Genomic DNA, 17,767 nt, shown 5'->3' with positions numbered 1-17,767 from the left:
GGATAACGGTCCCTCTGCACCTGTTCTTGATTTACCATCCGCAGGGTGGCAACCAGCGAGACAGAGCCCAGCCATTCCTGCAGGATACGCCAATTGCCCACATTTCCGTTCTCCGAAGCTGATCCGATCCAGCATCCTGGCCCGCCTCCAAAAGCGTCCGAGGTGGTCATTGTCGGTGGCGGCATTATCGGCGTGACGACCGCGCTTTTCCTGGCAAAGCGCAACATCCCCGTAACGATTTTGGAGAAGGGGCGCGTCGCGGCCGAGCAGTCCTCCAGAAATTGGGGCTGGATCCGGAAGCAGGGACGGGACGCGGACGAATTGCCCATCGTCATCGAGGCTATTCGTCTATGGCGGCAACTGGCCGAGGAATGCGGCGAAGACATCGGGCTGACCGAGACAGGCGTAACCTACCTGGCGAAGTCGGACAAGGACATGGCGGCCTTCGAAGCCTTCATGAAGATCGCCGCCAGCCACGATCTCGACACGCGCCTCCTGGACGGCGACGAAACCGCCACGCTAATCAGAGGCATGTCGCGCAAGTTCAAGGGCGCGATGACGACGCCGTCCGACATGCGTGCGGAGCCCTGGCTGGCAGTGCCGGCGCTCGCCCGGCTTGCCGTTCGGCACGGCGTCAGGATCGTCGAGAACTGCGCAGCACGAACACTCGAAATCTCGGGCAGCAGGGTCAAGGGCGTGTGGACCGAGGCGGGATATATCGAGGCCTCCACAGTGCTGGTCGCGGGCGGCGCATGGTCGTCCCTGTTCTTGAAGAGACACGGCGTGTCCATCCCTCAGCTCAGCGTGCGGGTGACCGTAGCGGCGACCGAGCCCCTGCCGGAAATCTACGCGGGCGCGGCAGCCGACGACGACATCGCCTTCAGGCGCCGGCAGGATGGTGGGTACACGCTCGCCGCCGGCGGTAGCCATCTGCTGTACCTCGGCCCCGACGCATTCCGGCACGTCACCAAATATCTTCCAGCCCTCAGGGCCAATCCATTCGGGACGCGCTACTTTCCATTCGCACCGCCGGGCTACCCCGATGCGTGGTCGACGTCGCGGGCTTGGGGGCTGGAATCGCAGAGCCCCTTCGAGAGGCTGCGGGTGCTTAACCCACTCCCTGAACCCACCAAACTGCATTCGATAGATCGCAATTTCAAACGCCTCTTTCCGCAATTCGAAACAGTTCGCCTGAAGGCCAGCTGGGGCGGCATGATCGACGCCATGCCGGATGTCGTCCCCGTTGTGGATCGTGTCGAGGCCGTCGGCGGTCTTTTCGTCGCGACGGGAATGAGTGGCCATGGCTTCGGCATCGGGCCCGGTATCGGCCGGGTCGTTTCCGACCTGATCCAGGGAAACCGGAGCGGGCATGATCTCAGCCGCTTTCGCCTGTCGCGCTTCCATGACGGAAGCGCCATTCGGCCGGGTCCGGCCTTGTAGGGCACGTCTTGGGATTAATCCTTCGCTGCGGCCGCTTTGAGGTCCAGCAGGCCGTAGCCGAAATCATTGTCGCGCCCCTTGGGGCCGAGGTCCTTTGCCGTGACGGCGAGGGCCTTCTCGATATCGTCTGCCGAGCGGTCGGGCGAGGCGTGGATCAGATTGGCGATGGCGCCGCTGACGATCGCAGCCGCGAACGAGGTGCCGGTGACCACGTCGGAGCCGGCGCCGCTCGGCGCCACCATCTCGACACCGGGCGCCGAGATGAAGACATAGGCGCCGCGATTGGCCTGCGGCATCAGTCCGTCCCGGGCGTCGGTGGCCGTTACCGCGATGACACCTTCGAAGGCGCCCGGATAGCCATAGGGAGCCTTCGGTCCATTGTTGCCGGCGGCCGCGACCAGCACCATGCCCAGCGCGCGCGCATTGCGGCAGGCAACGCCGAGCAGCTCGTTCTTTGGCCCGACAAAACTCATATTGATAATGGCGACATTCTGCTCCGCCGCCCAGTCGAGCGCCGACAGGATGACGTCCATGGTCGACTTGCCGCCCTCGAAAGCGCGGGCGTGATAGATTTTGGCGCCGGGCGCCATGCCTTTCAGCGCGCCGACGCCGGCGATCAGCCCGTCGATCGAGGTGCCGTGATCGCGTTTTTCAATCGGCACGTCGGGCATTGCGTCAAACTGACCGGCGATCACGCCGGCCAACGCCGGATTGGTGTCGTCGATGCCGGTATCGACGACGGCGATCCGAACGTTTTCGCCGCTGGCCTGTCCGGCATCCAGCGCGATGCGGTCGAAGGCATAGTTTACGATGCCTGCGGCTTGCTGCAGCGAGTAGATGTGATTGGGTTCGCGCCGCTGCGTGCGCCCGTCGGTTGCCAGTTGTGCCAGCACGACCCCGACCGGACGGCCATCTGGAATGCCGAAGCGCACCAGCGTGGAGCCAAGCAGCAGAGACTGGCGCTGCGACCGCACCTGAAGCCCAAAGGAGGCAGCGATCTGCTGCACCGCGCCGGTATCGCCGTCGACCGTTACCAGCACCTCGTCGGGAACGAAATCGCCGACAACGGCCCGTGCCGGCTGGACGGCAATGAGATCGCTGGGCGAAATGACAGCTCCGTTCACGGCCGGATCGCCGTGGTCGTTGCCACCCGAAACCGCTGGGCCCGGCCGTGGCGTAGGCATCGGTGCCGGCGGCGCGGCGGGATTGGGAAACAGGTCGACGATCAGGGCGGGCAGGAAGACGGCCCCTGCCGCCGCATCCCCGGCACCATCATTGCCGCCATCCTCGGTGCAGTCGGCGCCGGCCGCGTTGGTCCCATTGCGGCAGTCGATTTGCGCACGATCGATATTGGGGTCGTTGGTCTGTGCCGACGCGGGGATCGCGGCAATGGCCGCCGCGGCCAGGATCGCCACAAGTCGAAGCGCCGCCTCAGCCACCATCAGCGGGCTTCCTTCCCTCGATCACGCTCTCCGCGAAGGGCTGCGCGGCGATCAGGCCGAGTAGCTTGGTGTAGTCGCCCGCCGTGTCGGCCGGGATGCCAAGCCGGAACACGCCGTCGGCGGTCGGTCCACCGACAATCTTCAGCCCGTTGTCGCCGAGGAAGCCCGAAATATCCGACATTGTGGCGCCAGGCTTGAACTTGACCAGGGCAAACGGCATTTTCGCCAGGTCGTCCTGGGTGCCGGCGATTTCGAAATCCTTGCCTTTGCCGCCGGGCTGCACCAGGGACTGCACCATGACTAGGGCGAGCAGAACCGCCGCGGCCGCCCAGGCAACGCCGACCGGCACCGCCATGAAGCGGCCCCAGGCCTGTGCCAGCCAGGATGAACTTTCATTCTTTCGCGCTGGCCCGGCCTCGGCTTCGAGCGCCCTGGCGAAACGGCTGAGCGCGTCGGCCGGCGGCCGGATCGCCTCATTGGCGGCCGATGTGCCGGAGAATTCGGCTTCCGCCTCGCCAAGGGCGGCAAGAGCGGCTGGATCGCTGGCCAGCCACTGCTCGACGGCTTCGAGGTCCGAACCTTCCAGCGAGCCGTTAAGGTAGAACGGCAGCAGCGTTTCCATCTCGTCGCGACGCGACATCTTTTCAGCGGCGCTCATGGCCACCCCCTGTCGTAACCGGCGGCTTTGAGTGCCTCGCCGAGTTTCTTGCGGGCGTAGAACATCCGTGTCTTGACGGTCGCGACCGGGATGCCGAGCACTTCGCCGATCTCGGTTACCGATTGCCCGTGATAATAGGCGAGATCGATCACCGAGCGATGCTCTTCGGGCAGGGCGTCGACGAAGCGGCGCAAGGCCGCGCCCTTGTCCTCCTTCATGGTGACGATTTCTGGCGTGTCGGCGCTGTCGGGCACGGCGGCCGCAGCCTCGTCGTCGATCCAGTCTTCCTTCCTCTTGCGCAGCATGGACAGCGCCTTGAACCGGGCGATGCCGAGCAGCCATGTCGAGACTTCGGATCGGCCCTCGAAGCCCGGTGCCTGTCGCCACAGTTCGAGGAACACCTCGTTCGCGATATCGTCAGCCATCATTTCCGATCCCGTCTGGCGCGCCACGAAGCGGTAGACCCGCGCGTGGTGACGCATGAACAGGAGCCGCACGGCGGCGCGGTCGCCCTTCGCGACCCGGTCGACGAGCGCGCGATCGGTCTCTGTCGCTGCCATCATGGCCGGTCGAGCCGCCTGGCTCCTGTCCATTCTGTCGCTGATCGGTGCAAAAAGGTTCATCCTCCGCCAAGGAATTTCGGAGGCTAACCGAAGACAGGGGAGGTTGCCAGTGGTCCCTTCCCCGTCACTATACGGGGAGAAGGTGCCGGCAGGCGGATGAGGGGCGGCGCCGACCTTGCCAAGTATCAAAGATGTTAGCGCTGCCCCTCACCCCTACCCGCTCCCCGTATAGGCACGTGGAGAGGGGGGCGGAGACGTACCGCTAATCCAAAAACGGCTTCGCCTTCATCGTTGCCGGCACGGGCACTCCGAGTCGGCTCAGAACCGTCGGCGCCAGCTGCAACTGATCAAGCAGGACCTCGCCATCGGGCCCTTGGCCGGGACCAAAATAATACAGCGCGAAATCCTGCATCTCGTCGTCATGGCCGCCATGGTGGCCGCGATCCGTCTGGCCGTGGTCTGCAGTGACGATGACCTCGTAGCCGCCTTCGATCCAGCGCGGCAGGAAGGCGGCCAGCATGCCGTCCATGGCGTAAACCGCATGGTCCATCTCGTGGCAGTCATGGCCGAAGCGATGGCCCATCGAGTCCAGCGTGCAGGTGTGCAGGATGCCGTAGTCGATGCCGTGGCGCTTGGTCAGCATGGTCAGCGTCGCGAACAGATCGACGTCGCTCGGCGTCATCTGGTTGCGCGCGTTGTAACCGGTCATGGTGTGGAACCGCCCATGCGTGATCGGCCCGCCCGGCTCATCGAACTCCATGTCGTCGACCAGGTCGAACGGATAGGCGCGGAAAAATTCGGCCCAATAGGAATGGGTGACGGCGCCGGTCTTGCCGCCGGCCTTGCTGACTTCGGAGAAGATGTCCGGTTGCTCGACGCGGAAGCGGTTCTCGTTGGACAGGATTCCGTGCACCTGCGGCGATACGCCGGTATGGATGGACGCATAGCAGCAGGCCGACGTCGACGGCAGCACCGAGCGCATTTTCCAGACCCGCGCCTCGCCCGACTGCACCCAGCCTTCGAGGTTGCCCATAAGGCGCCGCCAGTTTCGGTAGGGCACGCCATCGAGGATGATGAGCAGGAGTTTGGATTTGAGCGCCATGGGCTGCTCCATGCGTTGTATACGGAAATCGGAACGCCGTATGCCTTTTCTTGGCACACGGCGTTCTCGCGGGATCGGACGAAGGGCCGATGGGCTAGGCGTTGACCCAACATTCGGCGAGCGCGTAGCCATCCATCATTTCGCCGATGGGGCTCTTGGCAAAGCCGCCGATCTTGTTGGTCGCGACAGCATCGATGAACTGGTTGAAGAACGGCACGATCAGCCCGCCCTCGTCGCGCATCATCACCGCCATATCGTGATAGATGGCCTTGCGCTTGTCCTGGTCCAGTTCGCCTCGGGCCGCAAACAGCATCTTGTCGAACGCCGGCGACTTGAAGCGCGTGTCGTTCCAGTCGGCAGTCGAGACATAACCGGTGGAATACATCTGATCCTGCGTCGCGCGTCCGCCCCAATAGGAGAGAGAGAAGGGCTGCTTGTTCCAGACTTCGGACCAGTAGCCGTCGCCCGGCTCTCGCTTGATCTCGATCTTGATGCCGGCCTTGGCCGCGCTCTGCTGATAGAGTTGTGCGGCATCGACGGCGCCCGGGAAGGCGACGTCCGAGGTGCGAAGGACGATCGGCCCGCTATGCCCGGACTTCTTGTAGTGGGCAGCGGCCTTGTCGGGATCGAACTTGCGCTGTTCGATGGCCGTGAACAGGGGATAGGCTTCGTTGATCGGGAAATCGTTGCCGACCGAGCCGTAGCCGCGAAGGATCTTCTCCAGCAATTCGTCACGGTCCATGGCAAGCTTCAACGCCATGCGCAGGTCATTGCTGTCGAAGGGGGCCGTGTCGCAGAACATGTTGAAGGGGTAATAGCCCTTGCCCGACACGTTCTCGATGCTGACGCCGGCAATGCGCTTAACCAGATCGACGACCTTCGGCTCTACGCGGTTGATCATCTGGACCTGGCCGCCCTGCAGGGCTGCGAGGCGTGCCGTTGCGTCGTTGATGACGACGATCTCCACCTGGTCGGCATGGCCGGCCTTGTCGGCAAGCCAGTAATTGGCGAAGCGCTCACCGCCATGCCGCACGCCCGGCTGGTTGACCGCGACCTTGTATGGGCCGGCGCTAATGCCGGCATTCGGATCGTCCTTGCCGCCATTGGGCTGGATCACCAGATGGTAGTCGGCCATCAGGTAGGGGAAGTCGGCGTCGGCGTCGCCCAGCGTGATGATGACTTCCTTGCCGCTTGCCTTGACGCCCTTGATGTTTTTGAGGATGCCCAACGCGCCCGACTTCGACTTCTCGTCGGCATGGCGCTCGATCGTCGCTGCGACGTCTTCGGCGCCCACCGTCTTGCCATTGTGAAATTCGATGCCGTCACGCACCTTGATCGTCCAGGTCTTGGCGTCCTTGGATGCGCCGATATCCTCGGCGATCAGGTTGACCAGCTTGTTGTCCGGCGTCAGGCGGACGAGATACTCGCCCCAGAGCTTGTCGAAGCTGAAGGTGACCTGGCTGAGGTTCAGCGCCGGGTCGAGGCTGTTGGTCGACTCGCCGCCCTGCAGGCCCGCCTTGATGATGCCGCCCTTTACCGGTGTCGCGGCGAAGGCCTTGCCGGCGAGCGTCGTCGCCAGCGCCGCCGATACGCCGAGCGCCGCGGTGCGGCCAAGGAAGTCGCGACGCGATATGCGGCCCTGGCCGGCCAATTGGGCGAGATGGTCTAGTTCAGTTTTCATGTCCTACCCCTTGTTCAAAACTACCTAACATCTATCGCCGCGCGCGTTGCATGCTGATGACGATCGCCCCGCTTCGCTCACTTCCTTTGGCGAAACCTCGCCGGCCTGCCTGATGGCTCAGTTGCCGGCGCTGGCCATGCGTCGTCCCTTGATCGCCTTTTCCAGCCAGCCGATCTCCATTTCGGGGACCGATGACAAAAGCAGGTCCGTATAGGCATCGAAGGGCGGCGTCAGCACCTTGCTCTTTGGTCCATAGCGCACGACCTCTCCGCGATACATCACCGCGATGGAATCGGCGATCGACTTCACGGTCGCCAGATCATGGGTGATGAACAGATAGGCGACGTTCTCTTCCTTCTGCAGGTCGAGCAGCAGCTTGAGGATGCCGTGGGCAACCAGCGGGTCGAGCGCCGAGGTCACCTCGTCGCAGATGATCAGCTTCGGCTTGGCCGCGAGCGAGCGGGCGATGCAGACGCGCTGCTTCTGGCCGCCGGAGAGCTCGGCCGGATAGCGGTCGGAAAAGCCCTTGCCCATCTCGATCTTGTCGAGCAGTTCGGCGACGCGCGTGTCGCGCTCGCGGCCGCGTATGCCGAAATAGAATTCGAGCGGCCGGCCGATGATGGTGCCCACCGTCTGGCGTGGATTCATCGCCACATCGGCCATCTGGTAGATCATCTGCAGCTGGCGCAGATCCTCCTTCGGCCTGTCTGCAAGCCGGTTCGCCAGCGGCCGCCCGTCGAAGGTGACTGTTCCCTGCTCGGGTGGCAAAAGCCCGGTGATGGCGCGCGCCAGTGTCGACTTGCCGGACCCGGACTCGCCCACCACGGCCAGCGTCTGGCCGGGGTAGATGTCGACGGAGACATTTTTCAGCACTTTGATATGGCTGCGGCCGTAGGCGGCGGTGACGTTCTTGACCGACAGGAACGGCGTGGTGCCGGGGTTCTGTTCGGCATGCTCGATCTCGTGCACCGAGACCAGCGCGTTTGTGTACTCCTGGCGCGGCTCCTTGATGATCTGCCGCGTGCCGCCCCATTCGACCAGCCGGCCGTGGCGCAGCACCATGATCTCGTCGGAAACCTGCGCGACGACGGCGAGGTCGTGGGTGATGTAGAGCGCCGCGACATGGGTGTCGCGGATGGCGTCCTTGATCGCCGCCAGCACGTCGATCTGCGTGGTCACGTCGAGCGCCGTGGTCGGCTCGTCGAAAACGATCAGGTCGGGCTCCGAGCAAAGCGCCATCGCCGTCATCACGCGCTGCAGCTGGCCGCCCGAAACCTGGTGTGGAAAGCGTTCGCCAATGGTTTCCGGGTTTGGCAGGCTCAGCTTCTTGAACAGCGCGACCGCACGCTTTTCGGCCTCTGCTCGCGTCGCCGTTCCGTGCAGCAGCGTGGCTTCCACCACCTGGTCCATAAGCTTATGCGCCGGATTGAACGCGGCGGCCGCCGATTGCGCGACGTAGCAGACCTCCCGGCCGCGCAATTTGCGGAAACCGTCCTTGCCGCCCTTGAGGATGTCGCGGCCGTTGAGGATGACCTCGCCGCCGGTGATGCGCACACCGCCACGACCGTACCCCATCGAGGACAGCCCGATGGTCGACTTGCCGGCGCCGGATTCCCCGATCAGGCCCAGCACCTTGCCCTGTTGAAGCGTCAAGGAGACATCGTGCACCAGCACGATATTCTTCGGCGCCTCTCCGGGCGGATACACGGTGGCCTCAATGCGCAGGTTGCGTATGTCGAGCAGCACGCCTGTTTTCGGCTGCCCGGGCTTCGGCTTGGTTTCGGCCATCACCCGCGTCCTCCCTTCAGGCTTGTCGTGCGGTTGAGAATCCAGTCCGCGACAAGGTTGACCGAAATCGCCAAGGCCGCGATCGCCGCCGCGGGTATGAGTGCCGCTCCAATCCCAAAGACGATGCCGTCCTTGTTCTCCTTGACCATGCCGCCCCAGTCGGCATCGGGCGGTTGGACCCCGAGGCCGAGAAAGGACAATGTGGACAGGAACAGCACCGCATAGATGAAGCGCAGGCCGAGCTCCGAAACCAGCGGCGACAGCGCGTTGGGCAGGATCTCCCTGAAGATGATCCAGCCGCTCCCTTCGCCACGCAGTTTCGCCGCCTCGACATAGTCCATGACATTGATGTCGACAGCCACGGCGCGCGACAGGCGGTAGACCCGGGTCGAGTCGAGAACGCCCATGACCAGGATCAGGGTCACCAGATTGGTCGGCAGCACCGACAGCACGACGAGACCCATGATCAGCGTCGGAATCGACATCAAGAGGTCGACGAGGCGCGACAGCAGCGTGTCGAACCAGCCGCCGAACACCGCCGCCGAGAAGCCAAGGATGGCGCCCAGCGAGAAGGACAGCGCCGTCGCCAGCACGGCGATGAAGAGTGTAATGCGGGCGCCGTAGATCATGCGGGACAACAGGTCGCGCCCCAGATTGTCGGTGCCCAGCCAATAGGCCGAAGACATTGGCTCCCAGACATCACCGACGATTTCGCCATTGCCGTGCGGGGCGATCCATGGCGCGAAGACCGCGGCCAGAACGAACAAGGTTGTCAGGATGATGCCGATCAGGGCCGGGATGGGGATACGTTTGATATCGAGCATACCCGCCCCCCCTTATTTCGGATGTCTGAGGCGCGGATTGGCGACGATCGCCGCAATGTCCGCGATGATGTTCAGGCTGATATAGACGGCGGCGAAGATCAGCCCGACCGCCTGCACCACCGGCACGTCGCGCTTGGTCACGTGATCGACGAGATATTGCCCCATCCCCGGATAGACGAAGATCACCTCGACCACCACGACGCCGACGATGAGGTAGGCGAGGTTGAGCATGACAACGTTGATGATCGGCGCGATGGCGTTGGGGAAGGCATGCTTGCGGATGACGTTGAACGCCGAAAGCCCCTTCAGTTCCGCCGTCTCGACATAGGCCGACTGCATCACATTGAGGATCGCCGCGCGGGTCATGCGCATCATATGAGCCAGCACGACAAGTGTCAGCGCCGTCGCCGGCAAGGCGATCGCCTGCATCCGCTCGAGGAAGGGCATGCCTTCATAGACGGTCGAGATGCCGGGGAAGATCTGCCATTTCACGGCAAAGAAGTAGACGAGCACATAGCCGATGAAGAATTCGGGAAACGACGTCGAGGCCAGCGCCAATCCCGAGATCAGCTTGTCCACCCAGCCATTGCGGTAGCGAACCGCTATGAGGCCGAGGATGATCGCCAGCGGCACTGCGACGATCGCTGCCCAGAAGGCGAGGAACAGCGTGTTCCACAGGCGACCCTTGATCGATGTCGCGATATCCTGGCCGCTCGACATGGCCGTGCCAAGGTCGCCCGTCAGCACGCCGCCGAGCCAGTGGAAGTATCTGATATAGGCCGGGTCGTTGAGCCCGAGCTGCTCGCGCAGATTGGCGAGCGACTCCGGAGTCGCCGATTGTCCAAGGATGGCTTGCGCGACGTCGCCGGGCAGGATCTGCGTGCCGGCGAAGATGAGGACCGAAACGGCCAGTAGGAGGACAATGCCCAGCGCGATGCGCTGGGCAATTAGCTTCAATATGGGTGAAGACATGTCCGCAAAGCCGGCTCAGGCCTGCAGCCAGCACTTCGCCAGGGCATAACCGTTCATCAGCTCCTGATGCGGATCGTCGACCCAACCTTCCACCTTGGCGCCCGTGGCGTCGATGAACTGGTTGAACATCGGCAGGATCAGACCGCCATCGTCGCGTACCATGACGGCCATGTCGTGATACATCGCCTTGCGCTTGGCCTCGTCCAGCTCGGCGCGTGCGGCCAGCACCATCTTGTCGAAATCCGGCCGCTTGAAGCGGGTATCGTTCCAGTCGGCGGTCGACAGATAGGCCGTCGAGTACATCTGGTCCTGCGTCGAGCGCCCGCCCCAATAGGAGGCGCAGAAGGGCTGCTTGTTCCAGACTTCCGACCAATAGCCATCGCCCGGCTCGCGCTTGATCTCGAGCTTGATACCGGCCTTGGCCGCGCTCTGCTGGAACAGTTGCGCCGCATCGACCGCGCCGGGGAAGGCGACGTCGGATGTGCGCAGCAGAACCGAGCCGTCGTGACCGGATTTCTTGAAGTGGAATTTGGCCTTGTCCGGGTCGTACTTGCGCTGCTCGATCTCGGTGAACAGCGGGTAGGACGCGTTGATCGGGAAGTCGTTGCCCAAGGAGCCGTAGCCGCGCAACACCTTCTTCAACATCTCTTCGCGGTCGATCGCCAGCTTCAGCGCCATGCGCAGATCGGCATTGTCGAAGGGTGCCGTATTGCAGTGCATGATGAAGACGTAGTGGCCTGGACCGGCATGGTTGCGGATGGTCACTCCCGGAACCCGCTTGATGAGGTCGACGATCTTGGGTTCGACGCGGTTGATCATATTGACCTGGCCGCCCTGCAGCGCCGCCGTGCGCGCGGTCGCGTCGTTGATGACGATGATCTCGATCTGGTCCGCGTGGCCCATCTTGTCGCCTTGCCAGTAATTGGCGAAGCGTTCCCCGCCATGGCGCACGCCCGGCTCGTTGGTGGCGATCTTGTAGGGGCCGGCGCTGATGCCGGCATCGGCCTTGTCCTTGCCGCCATTGGGCTGGATGATCAGGTGATAGTCGCTGAGCATGTAAGGAAGGTCGGCATTCGCCTCCTTCAGCGTCAGCACGACTTCCTTGCCGCTGGCCTTGATGGACTCTATGCCCTTCATGTAGCCCAGCGCGCCCGACTTCGACTTTTCATCGGAATGGCGCTCGAGCGTCGCGGCGACGTCCTCTGCCGTCACTGTCTTGCCATTGTGGAACTCGATCCCGTCGCGGATCTTCAGGGTCCAAACCTTGGCGTCCGGTGACGAGCCGATCTCCTCGGCGATACGGTTCTCGAGCTTGCCGTCGGGCGAAAGCTCGACGATCAACTCGCCCCACATCTTGCCGAAGGCGAACGGCACCTGGGTCATGAACAGGGCCGGGTCGAGGCTGTTGGTGGATTCACCGCCGACCAGGCCGGCCTTGAGGGTACCGCCCTTGACCGGGCCCGCCGCGCGTGCCGCGCTTGACAGCAACAAGTTGGCGAAGGGCGCGGTGACGCCGAGCGCCGCCGCCCGGCCGAGAAAATCACGCCGGCTTAGCTTACCGGACGCGACACGCCGGCTAAGAAATTCCAGTTCATTCGACATTTTAGTTCCTCACTCCGTTGGTTCGGCTCTGCGGCCGATTTTCTTTTTTATTCTCGCAGGAATAATGAGGGTAAGCTAATGCCGTAAGCAAGACGAAATGCGACATGCCGTGGCGTAAATCGTACGTCGCTTTTGGACCAAGCCGGGCTCCGTTCAAAGAAGCGCGCGGGCAAGAGTTTCCTCGAAATTGCGCTCGAAAACGAGGGTCTCACCCTCATAGGCTTCGATTCTGGCGCTGAGGATGAAATTTTCTGCGTCGGATCTCATCTCGGCAGTTGTTTCGGTGCGTACCGACCATCCATTTCGCGACAGGGTCTGAGTCCAGTGCGTCCTTCCGGACGCCGACAATGGGTCGTCGGGATGAATCGTCCAGCTCTCACGGGCGACGCTGCCCGTGGCCAGCCCATGGTCGAGATCGCGCATCTCGCCGAAGTCATCATTGATCGAAAGTGTCACGATGCCCGTCTTCTCGTCGCGTGCGACATGACGCTCCGAATTGGGCGCGCGGATCGTTTCCGTTGCCCAGGGCAAAGCGCCTTCCGGCTCGGCGAATGACACTTCATCACCCCTTGCCGCAGGGCGAAGCGGGAGCCTCAGCGTTGCTGCCGAAAGATCGAGGCGCACCGGCTCCGGCGATGGCCAGATCAGCGGCCAGTAGGCATTCGACACGGCAACGCGCAACCGATGCCCGGCGGGCACGCGGTAGGCGCATTGATCGAGCATGATTCGCGCCGAGACGGTTTCGCCGGGTACAAGGGCTTCGGGGAACTCATGCGAATTGCGATGTGTCAGATTCAGCACGCCATAGGAAATGAGTTCCGAAGCGCCATCAGGATGGACGTCGCAGAGCCGGACCGCGATATTGGCTTGCCGGCGGTCGGACGCCACCTGGACCAGAACCTCCGGCGCACCGACAATGTCGATTGCTTCGGGCACCGGGGGCTGGTCGAAACACACCGACAGCGCGTCGTCGGGCCTCTGGTCGCCCGGCAGTTCGGGTCCGAAGGTGAAGGGAAAATACTCGCCGCCGGCAAGCCCGCAGCTTTGCGGCGAAGCCACGATCAGGGGCTCCTTGCCATCGGCCATCAACGCGATGTCCTCGGTCCTGATGCTGGGCGCCGGCCATTCCTGTTCGGCCACCCAGCGTCCGGGGCGTTCCGGGTGCCATCGGGCGGGGCGAACGCTGTTCATCACGTAGGCGCGATAGGCCGGGTCTGCCTCGACGCCGGTGTCGATGTCCTTCAGCCAGCGATCCCACCAGCGCAGGGCTTCCTGCAGAAAGCCGATGGCGGGTTTCGGCCCTGCGTAATGCGGGTACTTATGGATCCACGGCCCGATGATCCCCTTGACCGGCGCCTCGATGTTGGCGACCAGATTGGAGACCGTGTTGCGGTATCCGTCATGCCAGCCCCCGATCGACAGCACGGCTGCCTTCACCGCCGAAAAATCCTCGCAGATCGAACCGCGTTTCCAATAAGCGTCGCGGTGTTGATGGCTGAGCCACAAGGGTAACAGGAAGGGTTGGTGCTCCAGCCGTGTCAGCCACAGGTCGCGCCAGCGGTTATCGCCCGCAATCAAGGGATCGGGCGGCCGCGACGAATAGGACAGCATGGTCGATGCCCAGCCGAAATTCTCGGTCAGCAGGCAGCCGCCCTTGTAGTGGATGTCGTCTGCGTAGCGGTCTACTGTCGAGCACAGGCTGATCACCGCCTTGAGTGCCGGCGGCTGTTTGGCCGCTACCTGCAGGCAGTTGAAGCCACCCCAGGAAATGCCCATCATGCCGACATTGCCATTGCACCAGGGTTGGCTTGCCGCCCAGGCGATGACGTCGCATGCATCCTGCAATTCCTGCTCCGAATATTCGTCGTCCATAAGCCCTTCGGAATCGCCGTTGCCGCGCATGTCGACGCGGATGGAGGCATAGCCGTGGCCGGCGAAATAGGGATGGGTCAGTTGGTCGCGAAAGATGGTGCCGTCACGCTTGCGGTAGGGTAGGTGCTCGAGGATGGCTGGCACCGGATCTGTACCGGCGTCTTCCGGCATCCATACCCGCGCCGACAGCCGGCAGCCGTCCGGCATGACGATCCCCATGTCAGGAAATTCGACGACCTTGCGGGGAAATTCGGTGATGGTTTTCATGAAGGCATAACGCCCGCTGCCGAGGCGACTTTCAATCATCATTCGCGACTGGAGCAGCCAAAAAAGCGACCTGTGCCGTAACCCCTTCGAGACCTTAGTTCAGCGGAATCTCGTTATCCGCCTTGTTCGCTTGGTAGGCGCTTGACAGCTGGTCGTAGAGGGCTGAGATCCTGTCGATCCGCGCCTCCATCCGTGTGCGCTCCAACTCGGGAAGCGCCCTCACCATCCTGCGGATGGAAAAGCTCTTCCAATAGGCGTTCTGCGCATTATAGCCGCCAGGGTCGAGGGTGAAGACCTCCTTGAGTATCCTCAGATCATGCGGAATGGCGAAGCTGTCGCGCGAATCCTCGTGACTGAACAGATAGTAGAAATTGTCGAAGCCAGCCCAGGTGATTGCCGACAGACATAGCGAGCAAGGTTCGTGCGTGGCCAGGAAGATCGCCTCTCTGGTGTCGATGCGCTCCGCCACGGGCATCTCGTAGAAGCGCTTCAGGCAATGCACCTCGCCGTGCCAGAGCGGGTTTTCGATCTCGTTGTTGGTCTCCGCCAACACCAGCGACCGGTCATCCTTCCTGAGGATCGCCGCGCCGAACAGTTTGTTGCCTTGGGCGACGCCGTCTTCCGTTTTCGGCGCGATGTCCTGCTCGATGACGTCAAGCAGGCGGTCGATCAGCGAAATTTCGGTCATTGCCGGAAACCGTCGGGGAGATAAATCTCGTAGGGATGCGGGAAATGGAACTCTTCGAGGTTGGATCCGTCGCCGCCACGATCGACGATCAGGAAATCCTGCGCCTCGCCGAGCGGGGTCAGCACGCCGTGCCAGAGATTGCGCCGGTAGTTGATGCCTTGCCCGGGCGACGTGATGAAGGCCTGCGGCTCCCCCGGCCCCGCTCCGCCGTCAGGGCAGACGATGACCAGGAACGGACGCGGCGACAGCGGGATGAAGGCCTGGCTGCCAAGGGGATGGCGCTCGACCATGGTCAGCCTCAACGGCAAGTCGTAAGGTGTGCCGCGCACCATCGAAATGAGAACCCGGCCATTCGGTCCCGTAGCCTCGGCGGTGGCGAGATCATGGTAGCGCTCGGCCTTGCCGCCATTGATCGGGTAGTGATTGTCGCCGCCCATATCGATGACATCGCCGAAAGTTGAGAAGGCTTCGCGGGTCAGCGGCCGCGCGGCGACGCGGGTCACGGCGCCCGCCTGGCTATGCCGGCGCCGCCAAGCTTGGTGTGGCGGTTGACATCCTTGTAGAGGAGGTAACGGAATTTGCCCGGGCCGCCGGCATAGCAGGCCTGCGGACAGAAGGCGCGCAGCCACATGTAGTCGCCGGCCTCAACCTCGACCCAGTCCTGGTTCAGGCGATAGACCGCCTTCCCCTCCAGCACATAGAGGCCGTGTTCCATGACATGGGTTTCGGCGAACGGGATGACCGCGCCGGGCTCCAGCGTCACGATGGTCATGTGCATGTCATGGCGCAGATCGGCAGGGTCGACGAACCGCGTCGTCGCCCAGCGGCCTTCGGTGCCGGGCATCGGCGTCGGCGCGATCTCCTGCTCGTTGGTGAAAAAGGCTTCCGGTGTATCCAGGCCGTCGACGGCTTCGTAGGCCTTGCGGATCCAGTGGAAGCGGACCTCGGCCTCGCCTTCGTTGCGGACCGTCCAGCCGCTTGCCGGCGGCAGGAAGGCAAAGCCGCCGGGCTGCAGCACATGTTCCTCGCCGGCGTGCCGCACAGTCAACTCGCCTTCGACCACGAACAGGGCGCCTTCGGCGTCGGCATCGGGCTCCGGCCTCTCGCTTCCGCCGCCCGGCGCCACCTCGACAATATATTGCGAGAAGGTTTCGGCAAAGCCGGACAGCGGCCGTGACAGGATCCAGACGCGGGTCCTATTCCAGAACGGCAAGGCCGATGTGACGATGTCGCGCATCACGCCCCTGGGGATGACGGCGTAGGCCTCGGTGAAAACGGCGCGGCCCGTCAGAAGCTCGCTCTGGCCGGGGTGGCCGCCTTGCGGCGCGTAATAGGTTCTCTCTGGCATCCTGGTCGTATCCATGGGTCAAACCTATTGCGGCAGCATGTCCTTGAGGCGGAGCAGCGCGATGCGCTCGACCTGTTTGCAGGCGGTTTCAAATTCGATCTCGCGGCTGTTGCCGATGCGGGCCTCGAACTCGGCCAGGATCTGATCTCTGGTCTTGCCCTTGACCGCGATGATGAAGGGAAAGCCGAAGCTGGAGACGTAACTGGCATTGAGCGCGGCGAATCGCTCCCGTTCCGCGTCGGTCAGGGCATCGAGGCCCGCCGAGGCCTGTTCCCTGGTCGATTCCGCCGTTAGCCGCTTGGCAGCGGCGAGTTTGCCTGCAAGATCGGGATGGGCGTTGAGCACGCCAAGCCGCTCGGTCGCGCTTGCGGCGCGGAAGATGCGGCAGAGCGCGTTGTGGAGGCCGCGCGCCGTGTCGTGCGCCGGACCGAGTTCCAGCTCATAGGCTCGCTCGGCAATCCAGGGCGAATGCTCAAACACCCCGCCAAATGTGCGTACAAAGGCCTCGCGCTCCATTTTCGATGGGCGCAGCGCCGTCGGCTGGTAAGGATGGTTCTCATGCCAATGTCTGGCGATGTCGATGCGCCGCGCCAGCCAGACCTTGTCATGCGACTTCACATAATCGATGAAGCGCTTGAGTGCCGCCACCCGTCCCGGCCGTCCGACAAGGCGGCAGTGTAGGCCAATATTCATCATGCGCGGCCGGCCCGCCTTGCCCTCGGCATAGAGCGTGTCGAAACTATCCTTCAGATAGGCGAAGAACTGATCGCCGGAATTGAAGCCCTGCGGCGTGGCGAACCGCATGTCGTTGGCGTCGAGCGTGTAGGGGATGATGAGCTGGGCGCCGCCTTCGTGCTCGAGCCAGTAAGGCAATTCGTCGTCATAGGTGTCCGACACATAGTCGAAGCCGCCTTCCTGCGCTGCCAGCCGTACCGTGTTGATCGACGTACGGCCAGTGTACCAGCCGGTCGGCCGCTCGCCCGTCACTTCATAGTGGAGTTTGATCGCTTCTTCCATGTCGCGGCGTTCGTCATCTTCGGTGTAGTCGCGATAGTCGATCCATTTCAGCCCGTGCGAGGCGATCTCCCAGTTCGCGTCCTGCATCGCACCGACTTGCTCGGGCGAGCGGGCAAGGGCGGTGGCGACGCCGTAACAGGTCACCGGTATCTCTGCTTCGGTAAACAGGCGATAGAGCCGCCAGAAGCCGGCGCGGGCGCCGTATTCGTAGATCGATTCCATGTTCCAGTGGCGCTGGCCCGCCCAGGGCGCGGCGCCGACGATTTCCGACAGGAAAGCTTCGGAAGCCTTGTCGCCATGCAGCACGCAGTTCTCGCCGCCCTCCTCGTAGTTGATCACGAATTGCACGGCGACATGCGCGCCGCCTGGCCATTTCGGGTCCGGCGGATTGGGGCCGTAGCCGCGCATGTCCCTGATGTACCGCATAGTTCCTCCGTGCCCGGCATTGACGGCAGCCTGATGAGGATAGCGAAAGGTCCGCTTCCGCATTCCCCCATAATTTT

The 17,767-nt window shown here is 63.2% G+C and carries 15 protein-coding genes; 1 reads left to right on the top strand and 14 read right to left on the bottom strand.

The annotated features are described in order from the left end of the window. Window positions 1–93 precede the first annotated feature (93 nt). Complete coding sequence (locus tag LB513_RS12650) at window positions 94–1,440, top strand: NAD(P)/FAD-dependent oxidoreductase (protein ID WP_224663841.1); 1,347 nt, start codon at window positions 94–96, stop codon at window positions 1,438–1,440. 14 nt (window positions 1,441–1,454) lie between these two features. Here LB513_RS12650 and LB513_RS12645 read toward each other — a convergent pair whose 3' ends face one another. From LB513_RS12645 to puuE, 14 genes are all read right to left on the bottom strand, one after another. Next, window positions 1,455–2,882 carry a S8 family serine peptidase gene (locus tag LB513_RS12645; protein ID WP_224663840.1) on the bottom strand — a complete coding sequence of 476 codons (1,428 nt, stop codon included), beginning with the start codon at window positions 2,880–2,882 and terminating at the stop codon, window positions 1,455–1,457. After that, the gene (locus tag LB513_RS12640; protein ID WP_224663839.1) at window positions 2,872–3,540 is read right to left on the bottom strand and encodes an anti-sigma factor; all 669 of its coding nucleotides are present in this window, start codon (window positions 3,538–3,540) and stop codon (window positions 2,872–2,874) included. Before LB513_RS12640 ends, LB513_RS12645 begins: the two co-directional genes overlap by 11 nt. Continuing rightward, a complete protein-coding gene (locus tag LB513_RS12635) occupies window positions 3,537–4,103 on the bottom strand; it encodes a sigma-70 family RNA polymerase sigma factor (protein ID WP_224663838.1) in 567 nt (188 codons plus the stop codon). The genes LB513_RS12640 and LB513_RS12635 overlap by 4 nt, the downstream gene beginning before the upstream one ends. A gap of 262 nt (window positions 4,104–4,365) precedes the next feature. Then, window positions 4,366–5,205, bottom strand: coding sequence for an alkaline phosphatase family protein (locus tag LB513_RS12630; RefSeq protein WP_224663837.1), 840 nt, complete (start codon window positions 5,203–5,205; stop codon window positions 4,366–4,368). Between the two features lie 94 nt (window positions 5,206–5,299). Beyond that, window positions 5,300–6,886, bottom strand: coding sequence for an ABC transporter substrate-binding protein (locus LB513_RS12625; RefSeq protein ID WP_224663836.1), 1,587 nt, complete (start codon window positions 6,884–6,886; stop codon window positions 5,300–5,302). Between the two features lie 117 nt (window positions 6,887–7,003). Beyond that, on the bottom strand, window positions 7,004–8,674 hold the full coding sequence (locus tag LB513_RS12620; protein WP_224663835.1) for an ABC transporter ATP-binding protein: 1,671 nt from the start codon (window positions 8,672–8,674) through the stop codon (window positions 7,004–7,006). Beyond that, entirely contained in the window at window positions 8,674–9,498 is an 825-nt protein-coding gene (locus LB513_RS12615; RefSeq protein WP_224663834.1) for an ABC transporter permease, read from the bottom strand. The genes LB513_RS12620 and LB513_RS12615 overlap by 1 nt, the downstream gene beginning before the upstream one ends. Window positions 9,499–9,510: 12 nt before the next feature. Continuing rightward, window positions 9,511–10,470, bottom strand: coding sequence for an ABC transporter permease (locus LB513_RS12610; RefSeq protein ID WP_224663833.1), 960 nt, complete (start codon window positions 10,468–10,470; stop codon window positions 9,511–9,513). A 15-nt stretch (window positions 10,471–10,485) separates the two neighbouring features. Then, entirely contained in the window at window positions 10,486–12,072 is a 1,587-nt protein-coding gene (locus LB513_RS12605; RefSeq protein ID WP_224663832.1) for an ABC transporter substrate-binding protein, read from the bottom strand. 153 nt (window positions 12,073–12,225) lie between these two features. After that, window positions 12,226–14,211 carry a CocE/NonD family hydrolase gene (locus LB513_RS12600; RefSeq protein ID WP_224663831.1) on the bottom strand — a complete coding sequence of 662 codons (1,986 nt, stop codon included), beginning with the start codon at window positions 14,209–14,211 and terminating at the stop codon, window positions 12,226–12,228. A gap of 94 nt (window positions 14,212–14,305) precedes the next feature. Continuing rightward, window positions 14,306–14,899 carry a nucleoside deaminase gene (locus LB513_RS12595; protein WP_224663830.1) on the bottom strand — a complete coding sequence of 198 codons (594 nt, stop codon included), beginning with the start codon at window positions 14,897–14,899 and terminating at the stop codon, window positions 14,306–14,308. After that, complete coding sequence (locus tag LB513_RS12590) at window positions 14,896–15,402, bottom strand: ureidoglycolate lyase (RefSeq protein ID WP_224663829.1); 507 nt, start codon at window positions 15,400–15,402, stop codon at window positions 14,896–14,898. Before LB513_RS12590 ends, LB513_RS12595 begins: the two co-directional genes overlap by 4 nt. Next, window positions 15,399–16,262, bottom strand: a complete 864-nt coding sequence (locus LB513_RS12585) for a bifunctional allantoicase/(S)-ureidoglycine aminohydrolase (protein ID WP_224663828.1) — start codon at window positions 16,260–16,262, stop codon at window positions 15,399–15,401. Before LB513_RS12585 ends, LB513_RS12590 begins: the two co-directional genes overlap by 4 nt. A 9-nt stretch (window positions 16,263–16,271) precedes the next feature. Beyond that, complete coding sequence (gene puuE, locus LB513_RS12580) at window positions 16,272–17,690, bottom strand: allantoinase PuuE (RefSeq protein WP_224663827.1); 1,419 nt, start codon at window positions 17,688–17,690, stop codon at window positions 16,272–16,274. Between the last annotated feature and the right edge of the window lie 77 nt (window positions 17,691–17,767).

Origin of the sequence: Mesorhizobium sp. ES1-1 (genome assembly GCF_020164785.1) — a bacterium.
Classification (GTDB): Bacteria; Pseudomonadota; Alphaproteobacteria; order Rhizobiales; family Rhizobiaceae; genus Mesorhizobium.
This window is presented reverse-complemented; position numbering and strand designations above follow the sequence as displayed.